The organism is Nonomuraea sp. GTA35, assembly GCF_041950525.1.
Taxonomy (GTDB): Bacteria; Actinomycetota; Actinomycetes; order Streptosporangiales; family Streptosporangiaceae; genus Nonomuraea.
In genome coordinates, this window is record NZ_JBGNUV010000002.1 from 1,373,823 (window position 1) to 1,389,962 (window position 16,140).

Below are 16,140 nucleotides of genomic sequence, written 5' to 3' on the forward strand. Positions count from 1 at the left end.
CCGCTCACCCGGGCCACCAGCCCGCTCACCAGTCCACCCGCAGGGACGTCAGGCCGCGGCCCACGATCGACCTGCGGTAGGAGATGTCCTGGCCGGGCGCGAGCCGCAGCCCCGGCAGCCGCCGGCCGAGCACCTCCAGCGCCGTGCGCAACTGCAGCCGCCCCAGCGCGGCGCCCACGCAGAAGTGGATGCCGTAGCCGAAGACCAGGTGCTCGGCGGCGTTCGGCCGGTCGATCACGAACCGGTCCGGGTCCGGGAAGACCGTCCCGTCGTGGGCGGCCGAGTCGGTGGACAGCAGCACGAGGGCCCCGCGCGGGATCGTCACGCCGTGCAGGGTGACGTCGTCGGCCGCGTACCGGAAGGAGCCCAGGGACGCCCCGTCGATGCGCATGCACTCCTCGGAGGCGTTCGCGACCAGCTCGGGCGGCACCGGCCAGGCGCCCTCGCGCAGCAGCCGCAGGACGGTGTTGCCGAGCTGGTTGGGCACGGTGTCGTTGCCGCCGAGCAGGATCGTGGAGATCAGCTCCACCACCTCGCGGTGCGTCAGCTCGTCGCCGATGAGCGAGGTCATCAGGGACGTGAAGTCGTCCTGGGGGTCCTTGGCCCGCGCGGCGACCAGGCGGTCCACGTAGTCGAGGTAGGTCAGGAAGCTGCCGGCCAGCTCCAGTTGCCTGGCCGGCGGCTGCGGGGAGAGGAAGAGCTGGAACCAGTCCTTGACGCGTGCCTGCACGAACGCCTCGTCCGCCTCGGGCACGCCGATGAAGCGGGCGGTCAGCTTGACCGACGGCTCGTGGCCGATCTCGCGGACGAAGTCGGCGTGCCCGCTGGGCGCGAGCCGGTCGAGCAGCTCCTCGTTCAGCCGCCTGAACTGCTGCTCCATGGCGGACACCGCGCGCGGCGTGAACGCCTTGGACACCGACCGGCGCAGGCGGGTGTGGTCGGGCGGGTCCACGTTCGCCACGAAGCTGGACAGGAACGAGCCGTGCTCGCCCAGCTTCTCCCGCGTCTCGCGGGTGAGGCTGCGCGAGATCGTCAGCGAGCCCTTGGAGGAGAAGCGGCGGGGGTCGCCGTACGCGGCCCGCACGTCGGCGTAGCGGGTCAGCACGTACGCGCCCAGGTGCTCGCTCCTGAACACCGGCGCCTGCTCGCGCAGCCTGGCCAGGAAGGGGTACGGGGCGGCCACGTGCCAGTCCGCGCCGACGTCGAAGTCCCCGGCCATGAAGTCCCCCGTCATGAAGTCCCCCGTCATGAAGTCCCCGGCCATAGAGTCCTCTGTCATGATGCGAAGATCCTCCGCGGGTTGACGACGAGCATCTGGTGGATCTGGTCGTCCGTGACGCCCCGCCCGCGCAGCGCGGGCAGCACGTCGCGGGAGATGTGCAGCAGGTGGTAGCGGGGATGCCGCTGCCGGACGACGCCGGCGTCGAACCGGTCGTTGAAGCAGTACGAGTCGTGGCTCAGCACCATCCGCCCGGCGTGCCCCCGCTCGCACAGCTCCGCCACGATCGCCACCCGGTCCTCGAACGGGCTGATCGTCTCGATGCCGAACCGGTCCATGCCCAGGTACGACCCGTTGGCGATCAGCTCCTCCAGGTACGCCACGTCCGTCGAGTCACCGGCATGCCCGATGACCACCCGCCCCAGGTCCACGCCCAGCGAGGCGAGCAGCTTCTGCTGGTCGAGCCCGCCCCTGGAGGCGCTGTGGGAGTGGGTGGTGATCGGCGCCCCGGTCTCCAGATGCGCCTCGGCGACGGCCCTGAACACCCGCTCGCACCCCTTGGTCAGGCCGAGGTGGTCGGAGGCGCACTTCAGGATGGCGGCCTTGACGCCGGTGCGGCCGATGCCCTCGGTGAGGTCCCGGACGAAGAACTCGGCCAGCCGGTCCGGCCCGCCGAACAACGATCCAGGGCCCCGGTTGGCGAAGTACGGCGGCAGCGCGTCGTAGGTGTAGAGGCCGGTGGCGGCCACGATGTTCACGGAGGTCAGCTCGGCCACGCGCTGGACGGCCGGGACGTACCTGCCCAGGCCCACCACGGTGAGGTCCACGATGGTGTCGACGCCCGCCGCCTTGAGCGCGTCGAGCTTGCCCGCCGCCTCGCGCGCCCGCGCCTCAAGGTCCCAGCCCTCCGGGATGTCCGGCCAGTTCCACAGGATCTCCGGGCTCAGCCCGAAGACGTGCTCGTGCATGAGCGTCGCCCCGAGGTCGGCGACCGGGCCCCTCACGGTTTCAGGCACGGGAACCTCTCGTGCTCGAACGGCCGGTTCACCTGCAGGCCGAGCCCGTCGGTCTGCTTGTACGGCAGGCCGGTGTAGAGGGCGTCGGCGTCGAAGTAGGTGGCGGTGAAGGACAGGCGCGGGGTGTCGCGGCGGTTGGCGGGGGCGCCGTGCACGGTCAGGGCGTGGTGCACGGTCGCGTCGCCGGCCTTGAGGTCGAGCGGCGGCGACAGCTCCAGCTCCTTGAGCCAGGGGTGCTGGGTGAGCTGGTCGTCGCCGGGGCGGGTGAAGCTGCGGCCGAGCAGGCCGTACCGGTGCGAGCCGTCGTAGAAGCGCAGCGACCCCATGTCGGCGGGCACGTCGGACAGGGCGAGCCAGACGGTGAGCATGGCCGAGCGGTCCATCGGCATCCACGGGAAGTCCTGGTGGAACTCGGTGGCGCCGTGCTCGCCCGGCTCCTTGACGAGCAGGTTGGTGACCTGCACGCGTACCGCGCGGACGCCGCGCAGCAGCCGGACGGCGGTGCGGCCCATCGCGGGGCTCAGCGTCAGCGCGGCGAACGCCTCGTCACTCGCCGCGACGTCCCTGGACTGCCCGAACGCCTGGTCGACGAGCGTCTCGTGACGTTTGGTGCGCTCCCGCAGGTAACCCGTGGCCCGCTCGCGCAGCTCGGCGGCGACGCCGGGCGGGACCAGCCGGCCGAGCCGTACCCAGCCGTGCTCGGCGAAGAACGCCGCCTCGTCGTCGGTCGCCTGACGCACCGGGATCTCCATGCCACCAGTCTGGCACCTAAAGCAAGCGCTTGGTAAGCCCCCGCCGTCTGAGTACCCCCTTACTCATGCGCGCCCACCCTTCCTGGCCGACTCTCGCAAGCATGACCACAGTGGACACCCCGTCCGTCACGTCGAGGTTCACCCGCACGGCGATGATCGCCTGCGCGGTGGCCGCACCTCTGCTCATCGCCCTGTCGCTGCTGCTCACCCCGTTCCAGGCCACCCTGGAAGGCGAGCCGTACGTCCGGGCCTTCACCGCCCACCTGGACGCGTACGCGCTGCCGAGCCGGCTCGGCCTCCTGAGCTTCGCCGCTCTCATCCCCGGGCTCCTCGCCGTGAGCAGGGTCGCCAGGTCGGGCCGGCCCGTGCTGGGACTGGTCGGCATGATCCTCGCCTTCATCCTGACCCTGCCCACCGTCGACACCGACGACGTCATCTACGCCGCCGCCCGCGTGGGGCTCGACGCGGCCACGACGAACCAGCTGATCACGGAGGTGGGCGAGGGGGCGCCGACGGCGGTGGCCGGCTTCGGGTTCTTCCCGGCACTGCTCGGGCTGGTCCTGCTGGGCGTGGCGGCGCTCGCCGGCGCGGCGCCGAAGTGGGCGGCGATCGCCCTGATCGTGGCCCCGTTCCTGATCCCCGTCGCCTGGTTCGCCCAGCTCCCGAACGCGGCGGCGGCCGCGGCCTGGATCGTCCTGGCGGCCGGCATGGGCGGCGTCTCCCTGGCCCTGCCCCACCCCCGCGACAAGGCCTGAGCCGCGGCCCGCACGCATTCGGCAAGACCGCGCCACGCGGCTATGATCCCGAGCAAGCACTTGGTGGGAGGCGAGCGTGCGGCGGTTCAGGTTCGGGGCGGTGGTGCGGGAGGCGGACTCGGGGAAGGCGTGGGCGGAGAAGGCCAGGAGGCTGGAGGGGGCCGGGTTCGACGTGCTGCTCGTCCCCGATCACCTCGTCGGCCCGAGGCTCGCGCCCATCGCGGCGCTCACCGCCGCCGCCTGCGCCACCAGCAGGTTGCGCGTGGGCACGCTGGTGTTCGCCAACGACTTCCGGCACCCCGCCGTGCTGGCCAAGGAGGCGGCCACGCTCGACCTGCTGTCCGGCGGGCGGCTGGAGGTCGGGATCGGGACCGGGTGGATGGCCGGCGACTACGCGGGCGCGGGGCTGGTTCTGGAGCCGCCGGGGGTGCGGGTCGAGCGGCTGCGGGAGGCCCTGGCCGTGCTCGAGGGGCTCTGGGGCGAGGGGCCGTTCCACTTCGACGGACGGCACTACCGGATCTCCGGGCTCGACCAGCAGCCCAAGCCCCTGCAGCGGCCCCGGCCGCCGCTGGTGATCGGCGCGGGCGGGGCCCGGATGTTGCGGCTGGCGGCCGAGGAGGCCGACGTCGTGAACATCGGGATGCGGGTGAAGCCCGACGGAAGCGGGCCCGACCTGCGCGACGGGGGGCTGCGGGCGTTGCTCGGCAAGCTCGCCGCCGTACGCGAGGCCGCCGGGGAGCGGTACGCGGGGCTCGAACTGGGCACCAGCGTGATACAGGCGGGCGAGCGGAAGGCGGAGGAGGCGTGGAGCGCGGCCGACAGCACCGCGCTGGACGAGACGCCGCAGGTGCTGCTGGGCACGCGACACGACATCGCCGACAAGCTCCGCTACTGGCGGGATGAGCATGATATTTCGTATTTCGTGCTGCATCACGAGCGGGATCTGGACGTCTTCGAGCCCGTCGTCGAGGAACTGGCCACCTGACGCGCACGCCCGCACTCCTCCGGCTGCCCGCCCGGGCGCGCCCACCTGGCCTCAGGCTGAGATCGGCCGTGCCCGATGATGGGACACATGAACGAGATGCTGCTGCTCCGGCACGGTGAGACCGAATGGAGCAAGGCGGGCAAACACACCGGCCGTACCGACCTGCCTTTGACGGAGCACGGCGAGGAGCAGGCCAGGGCCCTGGCGCCCCTGGTCAAGGAGCCGTTCGACCTGGTGCTGGTCTCCCCCGCCCAGCGCGCCCGCCGCACGGCGGAGCTGGCCGGGCTGACCGGCTACCAGGTGGACGCCGACCTTTGGGAGTGGGACTACGGCGGTTACGAGGGGATCACCACGCCGGAGATCCGCCGGACCAGGGCCGGGTGGTACCTGTGGCGCGACGGCGTGATCCCGGGCGACGCGGAGCACCCCGGCGAGAGCGCGGCGCAGGTGGCCGCGCGCGCCGACCGGGTGATCGAGCGGGCCAGGCAGGTGGACGGGCGGGTGGCGCTGGTGGCGCACGGGCACTTCCTGCGCGTGCTGGCCGCCCGCTGGCTGGGCCTGGCGCCCGAGGACGGCAGGCTGCTGAAGCTGGACACGGGCACCTACTCGCGCCTCGGCTTCGAGCACGCCGAGCCGGTGCTCATGTCGTGGAACGCCCCCGTCAACCAGTTGTGGAGCTAGACCTTCGTGCGCAGGGCCGACTCGTGCAGGGCCCTGCTCACCAGCCACCCGCGTAACGACCCGAGGCCGGGGTCGTAGGACAGGGGCCGCTCCCAGAGCGCGGTGAACACGTCCTGGGTGACCTCCTCCGCGTACGCCTGGCTGCCGGTGACCTTGACGGCGACGCCGTACACGTACGGGCCGTGCTGGTCGTAGGCGTCGGCCAGCGCGTCGAGGTCGCCGGCCGTCAGTCGCGCGCACAGGTCCATGTCGCTCATCAGTCGCATCCCAGCGTCGCGGCGGCGCGGATCAGCTCGCGGGCGAGCGCGGGGTCGCCCTCGGCGGCGTACGGGAAGCAGCCGGGCGGCCACCGGTTGGCCAGCAGCCGGCAGAAGTCCACGGCGTCGGCCGAGACGAGCACGCCGACGTGGCCGGAGGCCGGCGAGAGCGGGATCGTCCAGGTGCCGCCGCCGGGGCCGGTCAGCACGATGGTGGCGGAGACGTCGCGGCGCGGCCCCTTCATCGCGTGCGGCAGCATGACCAGGCCGAACTCGGCGATCATGCGCACGTGCTCGGGGCGGGGCGCGGCCTTGGAGCGGTCGGTGGCGGCCCGGATGTCGTCGGCGTGCGTCCACGTCTCGAACGTGCGCTGGACCATGGCCTGGCGCAGCGGCGCGCGGGCCGGGGTGGGGCTGGTGCCGGCCAGGGCCAGCTCCACGTCCAGCAGCACCTCGGTGCTGCCCGACACGCGTTGCAGCAGGGACCCGGCCTGCTCGCGCCAGCGCCGGTGGATCGGCGCGGCCGTCATGGCCACACCCGCGCCGGCCACGCCCATGAAGCGGGCCACGGTCGCGTCGTTGGCGGCCAGGTGCTCGACGAGCCCCCTGATCGTGCCGTGCCGGGCGACCGGGGCCTCCCAGTCGGGGGCGCTCAGCGCGGTCAGCAGGTCGTCCATGAGCGCGACCTGCTCGGCGTACGGGACCGCGACCGTCGCCACGGGCACCGGGGCCGGGCTGCGGCGCCGGCGTGCCATGGACATCACGGACTCGCGCAGCGACGGGGGCGGCCCGGCGGCGGTCTCCGGCCCGTCGAGCAGCGCGATGGCGGCGCTGCAGTCGGGGCACGAGGCGACGTGGTCGTCTGGGCTCTGCCCGTTGTAGAGGTAGGAGTCCGTCATGGCCACCTCCGCAGCCGACGCTAACCCGGCGGGCTCCCTGGTGCCAGGCGGCAGCCGGGGAACGGTGCCAGAAGCGTCTCACGCCAGCGGCCCTCAAGGTAGTCGCGGGCGCGTTTTCCCCAGTCCAACAGCCGAGAATCCGGCTCGACCTCGTCGTCGAGGCCCAGTGCCGCGTCGCGGGCGCGCTGGGTGGCCAGGTGGTCGTCGAGGGAGACGGCCCAGACGGTGACCGCCTCGCTGTCGCTGAACAGCACCTCGTACAGGCCGACGAGGGTGTGGCCGTGCTCGGCGAGCAGCGGGGCCCGTTCGGTGCGGACGGCGTGCAGGTAGTCGAGCGCGGCCCCGGGGCGTACGCGGGCGCTCTCGAAGAGGTAGAGCTCGGCGGCAGGCGCCTCGGCGAGCGGCGGGCAGCCGGGGGCGGCCCCGAGTGGCCGGGAGTACGCGGAGAAGCGCAGGTCGTCGATGTCGGACAGGAACAGGCGCTGGTCCACGCCCTGGTAGATCTCCATCATCTGCCGCCAGCCGCCGTCCCAGCCGCCGTGGCAGTCCCACAGCGTGACGGCCTTGAACTGGGGATGGCCGGTGATGCCGACCGCGTAGAAGGCGCCGACGAGGTCGATCTCGCGCGACCTGATGGACATGCCGGAGGTGAGCTCCGGGGCCGCGCGCTCCTCGTCCTCGCGCTTGTAGCGGGTCAGCCAGGTGAGGTACTCCAGCGGGCGCCTGGAGTTCATCGGCCGGAAGTCGACCTCCTCGATCAGGTGGATCGCGCGCCGCACCACGCCTCCTCTGGCTACCAAGCGATTGCTTGGCTCAGAGGATAGCGATCAGGCCGGCGCTTGGGAAGGCTGGGGCCCCCGTCCCGTGAGCCACTCCAGGACCCGGCGGTGCCCGGACGCGGCGTCCTCGAAGTGGCCCCAGTGCCAGTACCGGGGCTGGTCGCGCAGGCCGGTCACCCAGGTGCGGTAGGAGACGGAGGCGCCAGTGGTGGCGGGCGCCACGCCATAGGTGCGGATCACGACCTTGCCGCCCGGCGCGAACAGCACGTCGTCGGCGATCGGATACAGAGTCATCTGGTCGAGCATGACCCGATCCTGGCCAAAGGACGAGGCCGGGCGGTTACACCTCCGGCGCGCCCTCGTTACGCGGGGCGCGCCGGTGTGAACATGTTGTTACACGAGCAGGCCGTCGAACTCTCCGTCCTTCACCCCGAGCACCAGCGCCCGGATCTCGTCGCGGGTATAGATGAGGGCAGGTCCGTCGGGGAAGCGCGAGTTGCGCACCGCGATGCCCCCGTCGGGAAGCTCCGCGAGCTCGACGCAGTTGCCCTGCGAGTTGCTGTAGCGGCTCTTGCGCCAGGCGACCTGGGTCAGGTCCGCCGCCGGCATGCCGTTGTAGGTCTGGTTCATCTACATCTTTCTGAGAAGACCGCCGATGAGCTCGACGGTGCCCCCTGGCGTGGTGCTCTCCACGCACAACTGCTCCATGGCCGTGAGGTACGGATCGATGTCCTCACGCTTGTCCAGGTACAGGGCACCCCAGAGCTGCTCGACGTAGACAACGTCCGACAAGTCGGACTCGGGAAACCGCAAGATGCTGAACGCGCCCCCCTCAGCGGCGTGCTTGCCGAATCTGAAGGGCATCACCTGGATGGTGATGTTGGGAAGGGCAGCGACTTCCAGCAGATGCTGGAGCTGCTCGGACATGACCTCCCGCCCGCCGATGGTCCGCTTGAGCGCCGCCTCGTCGATGACGGCCCACAGCCGGGGTCCGTCTTTCTGGGTGAAGCGCTCCTGGCGCTGCATGCGCAGGTGCACGCGCCGTTCGATTCTCTCGGGACTCGCATCGGGGTTGCCAAGCTGGAAGACCGAACGCGCATACGAGGCCGTCTGCAGCAGGCCGGGCACGAACTGCACCTCATAGGTGCGGATCACGCTGGCCGCCTCCTCCAGACCGATGTACGTGGTGAACCACGACGGCAGTTCGGCCGAGTACTTGTGCCACCACCCGGGGGTGTTGGCCTCGCGCACCATCTCCAGCAGGGCACGGCGTTCGGCATCGTCGACGACGCCGTACAGGGTGAGCAGGTCTTCCACGTCACGTGTCTTGAATCCGACGCGGCCGAGCTCCATGCGGCTGATCTTGGACTCGGACGCCCGGATGTGGAATCCGGCCTGTGCCCGGTCGAGCCCGCTGGCCTCGCGGAGGCGCCTGAGGCTCGCCCCCAGCATGATGCGCCGAACGGTTGAACCGGTCCCGGGCGGATCAATCGACACGTGCTGCTCCTTGGTCGTTTCCTTGCAACACGATGAGGCCGCACCGTTCTCGGCGGCGCCCACCGCACGTAGCGAAGTTGCACCCGCGATACGCCCCTTTGTACGGGCGACCGCAGGGTAGCGGAGTATGCACCTACAGTCTGTCACTTCACGGCCGAAAGATCATGGGCCGCGGACAAGATCCCCTTTCCCCCATATTGACCATTTGAGGGCAACGGTAGCGCTTGCACGAGTTGTCTGCACGTGCATTCGCTCTTGCACCTGCACGAGAGTTTGCAGCAGAATGATCACGTGCAATCCACCACGGCACCCGGCCAGTGGACCACGTTCGATTGGTGGCCCCCTGTCGGCTGGTGGCCGGAGGCCGCCCGCGATCTGCTGGTCCCCGGCCCGTCCATGAGTGCCACGTTCGTGCTCCCGCCCACCGCCTCCTCGGTCCATTCCGCCCGCAGCTTCACCGTGGGCGCGCTGACCGGCTGGGGTCTCGGCGAGCTGGCCGACAACATGGAGCTGGTGGTCTCCGAGCTGGCCACCAACGCGCTCCGGCACGGCCTGTGCCTGGACGAACCGGCCCGCCAGCACGCCGTCCAGATGTCCCTCGTACGCCGGGGGCCGCTGGTGACCAGCGCCTTCACCGATCCAGGCTCCTCGGTACCGGTGCTGCGATACCCTGGGCCCCTTGACACCGGTGGCCTCGGACTCCACATCGTCGAATCGCTCAGCCTCCGCTGGGGCTGGTCCGCGCTCGCGCCTCACGGAAAGATCGTCTGGGCAGTCCTCTCCTGACCGGGGGTGATCTGCATTACCGTGGATGGTCATGGCTCACGGTGAGTCCCGCGCGCGACCCCATGAGAGTGCTGACAGATGGAAGATCACCTGCTCGGCTGGCTACGAACACTGGACGAGGACCGGCTTGGCCGCATCCTGGCCAACAGGCCCGACGCCATCGCCGCGCCCTGGCCCAGACGGCTCGACACCCTGGCGCAGCGGCTCGGCAACGCCGTCGCCGTGATCGAGACCCTGCGCCGCCTGCCGTTGCCCTGCCTCCAGGTCGCCGAGACCGCCCTGGCCATGACCCGCCCCACCGCCGAGACCCTGGCACGCTTCCTCAGCAGCCCGCCCGAGGAGGTGACGCCCTGGCTGGAGCACCTCTACGACCACGCGCTGGCCTGGCCCGGCGACGACGGCGTCATCCACCTCGCCGAAGGCGTCGCGCGCTGGTGGACCGCGCCACTCAGCCTCGGCGAGCCCCTTGATCACTACCTGAACGCCTGGTCGATCAGCAACGACGCGCTGCACGCCCTCGCCCGCAACCTCGGCCTGCCCGTGCAGGGCAACAAGCGCCGCATGATCACCCGTGTCATCGAGGCGCTCAGCGACACCGACCGCGTCAGGGCGCTGATGCGCCACGCCCCCGAGGGCACCGTGCCGCTGCTCGACCGCTTCGCCTGGGAAGGCCCCGCGCTCACCGTCGACGGCGCCCGGTTCGTCAGCCCCGGCACCCCCGAGCGGTGGTGCGCCGACCACGGCCTGCTCTTCCGGCCGAGCTGGCACAAGGCCGAGATCCCCCGCGAGGTGGCGATCTGCCTGCGCGGCTCCGGCTACCACCCGGCCTACCTGCCCGAGGCGCCCGAGCTGGCCACGATCCCGGTCGATCCCGAGGAGGTCGACCATCTGATGACGCTGGCCGCCCCGCACGTGGTCGAGCGGTGCGCGGCCCTGCTCGACAACACCTCCAAGACGCCGCTGCCGCTGCTCAAGACCGGCGGCGTGGGCGTGCGCGAGGTCCGCAGGGTGGCCAAGGAGACCGGCTGCGACGAGGACGAGACGCGGCTGCTGCTCGAGGTGTGCGCGGTGGCCAGGCTGATGGCCTGGGACGAGCCGTCCGGCGGCATGATCCCCACCGAGCGGTTCGACCGCTGGCGCCTCGACGAGGGCTCGGCCCGGCTGCGGGTGCTGCTGGCGGCGTGGTGGCGGATGGAGCGCTCGTCGCTGCGCAAGATCGACGGCAAGTACGGCACCGTGCTCGGCGACGACCCCGCCGGCGCCGTGATCGCCCAGGTGCGCAGGGCCGTGCTGTCGGTGCTCGCCCACCTGCCCTCGGGCACGGCCTTCGCCGACCGCGACAGCCTGATCAGCAACGTCCACTGGCACGCCCCGCTGATCGACAGGGCGCTGATGCGCGAGTGCGCGCCCGCCGTGCTCGACGAGGCCAGGCTGCTCGGGCTGCTGGCCAACAACACGCTGACCGATCTCGGCCGCGCCCTGGCCGGACTGACGGCCAGGCCGGGAGACGAGAACGACGACGCCGTCCCGATGGTCGAGCACGACCCGATGCTGGCGGAGGCGGCCACCCGCGCGCTGGCCAGCGTGCGCAGGAGCGCGCTGTTCGGGCCCGACCTGACCGCGGTCGTCACGGGGCCGCCGTCGGCGGAGCTGGCGGCGCTGCTCGACCGCTGCGCCGACCGCGAGTCGCGCGGCGCGGCCTCGGTGTGGCGCTTCACCACGCCGAGCGTGCGGCGGGCGCTCGACCAGGGGTACGAGGCCGACGACCTGCTCGACGAGCTGGCCGGGGTGGGCACCATCCCGCAGCCGCTCGAATACCTGATCCGCGACACCGCCCGCAGGCACGGCGAGGTCACGGTCAGCACGGTCGGGTGCGTGGTGCAGGCCACCGACCCGACGCTGCTGGCCGAGATCGCCGCCCACCGGCGGCTGGGCCGGCTGGGGCTGCGGCTGCTGGCCCCCACGGTGCTGGTCAGCGCGGCGCCGGCCGACCGCACGCTGGCGGCGCTGCGCGAGGTCGGCTACTCCCCCGTGCCCGTCTCCGACACCGGCGAGATCACCATCCACCGGGCCAGGGCCGAGGAGAGCGCCCCGGGCAAGCTCATCCTGCTGCCCGGCGGGCAGGTGGCCGAGCTGTCGGAGTTCCCCGGTCTGGCGGAGTTCGAGGCGCCGCCCCACATGCTGGTCGAGCCTCCGCCCGACCCGTACGAGCACGCCCGCCGCCTCGTCGCCGCCGGCCGGGCGGACGACGGGAAGCACGGGCGCACCTGGGCGATCATCGGCAGGATGGCGACCAGGCTGCCGACGGCGCAGCAGTCGCTGCTCGGCTTCGTCGTCGACCGGGGCGTGCGCGCCGGCATCACGCTGGCCGACGGGCTGACCGCCACGATCAGCCATGGCGAGCTCAAGGGCGGGGCGCTGGACGCCTGGTGCGAGGAGGCGGGCGACTACCTGGAGTTCCCCCTCGCCGAGATCGTCGAGGTGCGGGGCGCCTACTGAAGCGGTTCGGCCTTCTTCAGGTTCGCCACCAGCTCCTCCAGGAAGGTGGCGTACCCCTGGTAGCTGAAGGGGGCCTCGGCCGACCACGGGTAGAGCTGGCCGGCCTTGACCGCGGGGAGCTTGGCGAAGGTGGGCTTCTTCATCATCTCCTCGGGCTTGAGCGCCTGCGTACGCGTGTCGTAGAGGATCACGTCGGCGTCGTACTCGTCGGCGTTCTCCCAGCTCAGCGTCTGGAAGAAGCCGCCCTCGTCCACCTTGGCCGGCGTGACCACGTTCAGGCCCGCGTTCACCATGTGCACGATGTCCGGGTACTCCGGCGGGTTGACCACCCAGAACGCGTCCGCGCCGCCCGACGCCAGGAGGATCTTGAGGTCCTTGAACTGGGCGAGCTCCTTGGTGGCCGCCTCCATGCGGGCCTTGGCCTCGGGCACGCCCTCCATGCTCGCGCCGAGCGACGTGGCCAGCTCCTCGTACTTGCCGATCACCTCGGCGGCGCTCTTGCCGGTGAGCATGACGCCGGCGGTGGGCGCGACCTGCTCGATGGTGTCCTTGGACTTCTCGGGCACGTACCAGAGGGTGCCGTTGATGTACATGCTGCTGACCAGGAGGTCGGGCTGCAGGGCGATGTACTGCTCGACGTTGAACTCGTCCCAGACGTTGCCCAGGCCCGTGACCTTGGTGATGTCCACGTTGCCGGCCTGCGGGTCCTTGCTGCCGTCCTTCAGCTTGTGCGGGCCGAACACCGCGATCGGGCGCACGCCGAAGTCCCACAGGGCGGCCGCGGCGCCCACCTGGGCGACGATCCTGGTGGGGACCTTGGGCTGCTCGAGCTTCTTGCCGCGGTCGTCGGTGAACGTCCAGGGTCCCTGCGCGGGGGCGCCGGAGGAGGCCGGTGCCGCGGGGGTCGCCTGCGTGGTGGTCCCGCCATCACCGCACGCCGCGAGTGTCAGGGCCGCCGCGAGTCCTGCCGCGCCCGACAGGAAGCCCCTGCGAGCCAGTACCGGTCCCGACATGTACATCTCCTAAGGTTAGGCTTGCCTTCTTGTGTGGCCATTAGATTAGCCTTGCCTAAGTTTGACTTGCTACGAGAGGGGGTCGGGTGCGCCCGGCTGAGGTAACGGTCGCGGCCGGAGCGGGCCAGGAAGGCGGTGGACGCGCGGCCAAGGGGCGTGCCTCGGTGCTCGTCGCCGGGCTGGTCGTCACGCTCGGCCTACTGGCGCTGGTCGCCATGGCGAGCGTGGCGCTGGGCGCCCGCTCGGTGTCGTTCAGCACGGTGATCGACGCGTTCGTGGCGCCGGACGGCTCCAACGACCACACGGTCATCCGCGAGCTGCGGGTCCCGCGCACGCTGCTCGGCCTCGGCGTGGGCGCCACGCTCGGGCTGGCCGGCGCGCTCATGCAGAGCCTGACCCGCAACCCGCTGGCCGACCCCGGCCTGCTGGGCATCGACCAGGGCGCCGCGCTCGGCGTCACGCTGGCGCTCGGCCTGTTCGGGCTCACCGACCCCGTCGTGTACGTGTGGTTCGCCTTCGGCGGGGCCGCGCTGGCCTCCGTCGCCGTCTACTCGCTGGCCTCCGGCCGCCGCGCCGGCTCCAGCCCGGTACGCCTGGCCCTGGCCGGAGTCGCGTTCGGCATGGTCTGCACGGCGATCTCCTCGGCCATCCTGCGCATGGACTCCCAGACCTTCGACCGGATGCGGTTCTGGCTGACCGGCTCGCTGGCCGGGCAGACGGCCGACACGCTGGTGCGGCTGGCGCCGTTCATGGTCGCGGGGCTGGTGCTCGGGCTGCTGCTGGCCAGGCCGCTCAACATGCTGGCGCTCGGCGAGGACGCGGGCAAGGCGCTGGGCGTGAACCTGAACAGGACCAGGATCCTCGCCGGCGTGGCCGTCACGCTGCTGTGCGGCGCCGCCACCGCCGCCGCCGGGCCGCTGGTGTTCGTCGGGCTGATCGTGCCGCACGCCGTGCGCGCCCTGGTGGGGCCCGACCAGCGGTGGGTGCTGCCGTACTCGGCGCTGGCCGCGCCGATCCTGCTGCTGGGGGCCGACGTGATCGGGCGGCTCATCGCCCGGCCGGGAGAGGTGCAGGTGGGCATCGTGTGGGCGGTGATCGGCGCGCCGATCTTCATCATGCTCGCCAGGCGGAAGCGGGTGGCCGCGCTGTGAACGTCCGCGTCGGCTCCTGGTCCGTACGGCTCGCACCGCGCGCCCTGCTCGTCAGCGTCGTCCTCGTCGTGGCCGGCTTCCTGGTGACCGTGGCAGCACTGTCCACGGGCGAGTTCACCGTCCCCGTGCCGGACATCGTCTCGGCCATCTTCGGGCAGGGCACGCCGGTCGCCGAGCTGATCGTCGGCAAGCTCCGCGCCCCGCGCGTGGTGACCGGGCTGCTGGTCGGGGCCGCGTTCGGCCTGAGCGGGGCCATCTTCCAGAGCCTGACCAGGAACCCGCTGGGCAGCCCCGACTTCATCGGCTTCACCGCCGGCGCCTCCACGGGCGGCATCCTCGCCGTGGTCGCGGGCGGCTCCGCCATGACGATCGCCGGCGGCGCGCTGGCCGGGTGCGTGGTGACGGCCGCGCTGGTGTACCTGCTGGCCTACCGGGGCGGCGTCCAGGGTTACCGGCTGGTCCTCGTCGGCATCGGGGCGAACGCGCTGCTGGTGGCCGTCAACTCGTACATCCTGACCCGGGCCAACATCAACGACGCGGCCAACGCGGGCGCCTGGCTCACCGGCAGCCTCGGCGGGCGCGGCTGGGAGCACGCCTGGCCCGTGGCGCTGGCGCTGCTCGTGCTGCTGCCGCTGTGCCTGTCCATCGCGCGGCCGATGCGGATGATCGAGATGGGCGACGACGCGGCCAAGGCCATGGGCATCAGGGTCGAGGTCGTCCGCGCGGCGGCCGTCACGGCCGGCGTGCTGCTGTCCGGGGTGGCCACGGCCGCCGCCGGGCCCGTCATCTTCGTCGCGCTGGCCGCCCCGCAGCTCGCCCGGCGGCTGACCCGCTCCCCCGGCGTGACGCTGGCCTCCTCCGCCCTCATGGGCGCCGTGCTGCTGACCGCCGCCGACCTGGCCGCGCAGCGCGTGCTCGCCCCCACCCAGCTGCCCGTCGGTGTGCTGACCGCCGCCATCGGCGGCACCTACCTCGTCCTGCTCCTCCGAAAGGACCGCCACTGATGGATTCCGCCTGCCGCCTCTCCGGTGCCGGCCTGACGCTCGCCTACGACCAGCGCGTGGTGGCCACGGACCTGACCGTGGCGATCCCCGACGAGTCGTTCACCGTGATCATCGGCCCGAACGCCTGCGGCAAGTCCACTCTGCTGCGGGCCCTGGCCAGGATGCTCAAGCCGAGGACCGGCGCCGTGCACCTGGACGGCAGCGTGATCACCTCGTTGCCGTCGAAGGAGGTGGCGCGGCGGCTCGGCCTGCTCCCGCAGAGCTCGATCGTGCCCGACGGGATCACCGTGGCCGACCTGGTGGCCCGCGGCCGTTATCCGCACCAGAAGCTGATGCGGCAGTGGTCGAAGGCCGACGAGGCGGCCGTGGCGGAGGCCATGCGCGCCACCGACGTGGCCGAGCTGGCCGACCGGATCGTGGACGAGCTGTCGGGCGGGCAGCGGCAGCGGGTGTGGCTGGCCATGGCGCTGGCCCAGGAGACGCCGATCCTGCTGCTCGACGAGCCCACCACGTTCCTGGACATCTCCCATCAGATCGAGGTGCTGGACCTCTGCGCGGAGCTGCACGAGCAGGGGCGGACCATGGTGGCCGTACTGCACGACCTGAACCAGGCGTGCCGGTACGCCACGCATCTCATCGTGATGCGGGGCGGCCGGATCGTGGCCGAGGGGGATCCCACGGAGATCGTCACGTCGGAGCTGGTGCACGAGGTGTTCGACCTGCGCTGCGAGATCATCCCGGACCCGCAGTCGGGCACCCCGCTCATCGTCCCCGAGGCCCGCCGCCGCGTGGCGCCTCCTCTTAGGCCAGCTCAGGTCAGCGCCTCCTCTTAGGTCAGCGCCGTCTC

Annotated in this window: 18 protein-coding genes; 8 read left to right on the forward strand and 10 right to left on the reverse strand. The window is 71.8% G+C overall.

All coding sequences use genetic code 11. The annotated features are described in order from the left end of the window. Positions 1-25: 25 nt before the first annotated feature. From ACBJ32_RS12995 to ACBJ32_RS13005, 3 genes are read right to left on the reverse strand one after another with little or no spacing between them, the layout of a single operon-like run. Positions 26-1,279, reverse strand: coding sequence for a cytochrome P450 (locus ACBJ32_RS12995; RefSeq protein ID WP_375126897.1), 1,254 nt, complete (start codon positions 1,277-1,279; stop codon positions 26-28). Then, positions 1,276-2,235 carry a phosphotriesterase-related protein gene (locus ACBJ32_RS13000; RefSeq protein WP_357865528.1) on the reverse strand — a complete coding sequence of 320 codons (960 nt, stop codon included), beginning with the start codon at positions 2,233-2,235 and terminating at the stop codon, positions 1,276-1,278. The genes ACBJ32_RS12995 and ACBJ32_RS13000 overlap by 4 nt, the downstream gene beginning before the upstream one ends. Beyond that, complete coding sequence (locus ACBJ32_RS13005; protein ID WP_375126898.1) at positions 2,220-2,987, reverse strand: phytanoyl-CoA dioxygenase family protein; 768 nt, start codon at positions 2,985-2,987, stop codon at positions 2,220-2,222. The genes ACBJ32_RS13000 and ACBJ32_RS13005 overlap by 16 nt, the downstream gene beginning before the upstream one ends. Positions 2,988-3,088: 101 nt before the next feature. On the opposite strand from ACBJ32_RS13005, the gene ACBJ32_RS13010 reads away from it, so the two are divergent. From ACBJ32_RS13010 to ACBJ32_RS13020, 3 genes are all read left to right on the forward strand, one after another. Then, positions 3,089-3,742, forward strand: coding sequence for a hypothetical protein (locus ACBJ32_RS13010; protein ID WP_375126899.1), 654 nt, complete (start codon positions 3,089-3,091; stop codon positions 3,740-3,742). A gap of 76 nt (positions 3,743-3,818) precedes the next feature. Next, positions 3,819-4,727 (forward strand): TIGR03621 family F420-dependent LLM class oxidoreductase, encoded by a 909-nt coding sequence (locus ACBJ32_RS13015; protein ID WP_375126900.1) that lies wholly within the window; start codon positions 3,819-3,821, stop codon positions 4,725-4,727. An 87-nt stretch (positions 4,728-4,814) separates the two neighbouring features. Continuing rightward, a complete protein-coding gene (locus tag ACBJ32_RS13020; RefSeq protein ID WP_375126901.1) occupies positions 4,815-5,408 on the forward strand; it encodes a histidine phosphatase family protein in 594 nt (197 codons plus the stop codon). Here ACBJ32_RS13020 and ACBJ32_RS13025 read toward each other — a convergent pair. The 6 genes from ACBJ32_RS13025 to ACBJ32_RS13050 form a co-directional block, all read right to left on the reverse strand. After that, positions 5,405-5,665 carry a sigma factor gene (locus ACBJ32_RS13025; RefSeq protein WP_357865520.1) on the reverse strand — a complete coding sequence of 87 codons (261 nt, stop codon included), beginning with the start codon at positions 5,663-5,665 and terminating at the stop codon, positions 5,405-5,407. The genes ACBJ32_RS13020 and ACBJ32_RS13025 overlap by 4 nt on opposite strands. Next, a complete protein-coding gene (locus ACBJ32_RS13030) occupies positions 5,665-6,564 on the reverse strand; it encodes a maleylpyruvate isomerase family mycothiol-dependent enzyme (RefSeq protein ID WP_375126902.1) in 900 nt (299 codons plus the stop codon). Before ACBJ32_RS13030 ends, ACBJ32_RS13025 begins: the two co-directional genes overlap by 1 nt. A 20-nt stretch (positions 6,565-6,584) precedes the next feature. Further along, positions 6,585-7,343 (reverse strand): hypothetical protein, encoded by a 759-nt coding sequence (locus tag ACBJ32_RS13035; RefSeq protein WP_375126903.1) that lies wholly within the window; start codon positions 7,341-7,343, stop codon positions 6,585-6,587. Between the two features lie 48 nt (positions 7,344-7,391). Continuing rightward, positions 7,392-7,637, reverse strand: a complete 246-nt coding sequence (locus ACBJ32_RS13040; RefSeq protein ID WP_357865514.1) for a hypothetical protein — start codon at positions 7,635-7,637, stop codon at positions 7,392-7,394. Positions 7,638-7,736: 99 nt separating this feature from the next. Then, on the reverse strand, positions 7,737-7,973 hold the full coding sequence (locus ACBJ32_RS13045) for a DUF397 domain-containing protein (RefSeq protein WP_043632079.1): 237 nt from the start codon (positions 7,971-7,973) through the stop codon (positions 7,737-7,739). Then, positions 7,974-8,795, reverse strand: coding sequence for a helix-turn-helix transcriptional regulator (locus tag ACBJ32_RS13050; protein ID WP_357867037.1), 822 nt, complete (start codon positions 8,793-8,795; stop codon positions 7,974-7,976). Positions 8,796-9,131: 336 nt separating this feature from the next. On the opposite strand from ACBJ32_RS13050, the gene ACBJ32_RS13055 reads away from it, so the two are divergent. Both ACBJ32_RS13055 and ACBJ32_RS13060 read left to right on the forward strand, forming a co-directional pair. Then, complete coding sequence (locus tag ACBJ32_RS13055; RefSeq protein WP_357865512.1) at positions 9,132-9,626, forward strand: ATP-binding protein; 495 nt, start codon at positions 9,132-9,134, stop codon at positions 9,624-9,626. A gap of 78 nt (positions 9,627-9,704) precedes the next feature. After that, positions 9,705-12,125, forward strand: a complete 2,421-nt coding sequence (locus tag ACBJ32_RS13060; protein ID WP_375126904.1) for a helicase-associated domain-containing protein — start codon at positions 9,705-9,707, stop codon at positions 12,123-12,125. Here the strand turns inward: ACBJ32_RS13060 and ACBJ32_RS13065 are convergent. Then, a complete protein-coding gene (locus ACBJ32_RS13065) occupies positions 12,119-13,138 on the reverse strand; it encodes an ABC transporter substrate-binding protein (RefSeq protein WP_375126905.1) in 1,020 nt (339 codons plus the stop codon). The two genes, ACBJ32_RS13060 and ACBJ32_RS13065, sit on opposite strands and share 7 nt — an antisense overlap. A gap of 86 nt (positions 13,139-13,224) precedes the next feature. On the opposite strand from ACBJ32_RS13065, the gene ACBJ32_RS13070 reads away from it, so the two are divergent. From ACBJ32_RS13070 to ACBJ32_RS13080, 3 genes are read left to right on the forward strand one after another with little or no spacing between them, the layout of a single operon-like run. Further along, positions 13,225-14,289 carry a FecCD family ABC transporter permease gene (locus tag ACBJ32_RS13070; RefSeq protein WP_375126906.1) on the forward strand — a complete coding sequence of 355 codons (1,065 nt, stop codon included), beginning with the start codon at positions 13,225-13,227 and terminating at the stop codon, positions 14,287-14,289. Continuing rightward, positions 14,286-15,293 carry an iron chelate uptake ABC transporter family permease subunit gene (locus tag ACBJ32_RS13075; RefSeq protein ID WP_357865504.1) on the forward strand — a complete coding sequence of 336 codons (1,008 nt, stop codon included), beginning with the start codon at positions 14,286-14,288 and terminating at the stop codon, positions 15,291-15,293. The genes ACBJ32_RS13070 and ACBJ32_RS13075 overlap by 4 nt, the downstream gene beginning before the upstream one ends. Continuing rightward, on the forward strand, positions 15,293-16,126 hold the full coding sequence (locus ACBJ32_RS13080; RefSeq protein WP_375126907.1) for an ABC transporter ATP-binding protein: 834 nt from the start codon (positions 15,293-15,295) through the stop codon (positions 16,124-16,126). Before ACBJ32_RS13075 ends, ACBJ32_RS13080 begins: the two co-directional genes overlap by 1 nt. Positions 16,127-16,140: the final 14 nt, after the last annotated feature.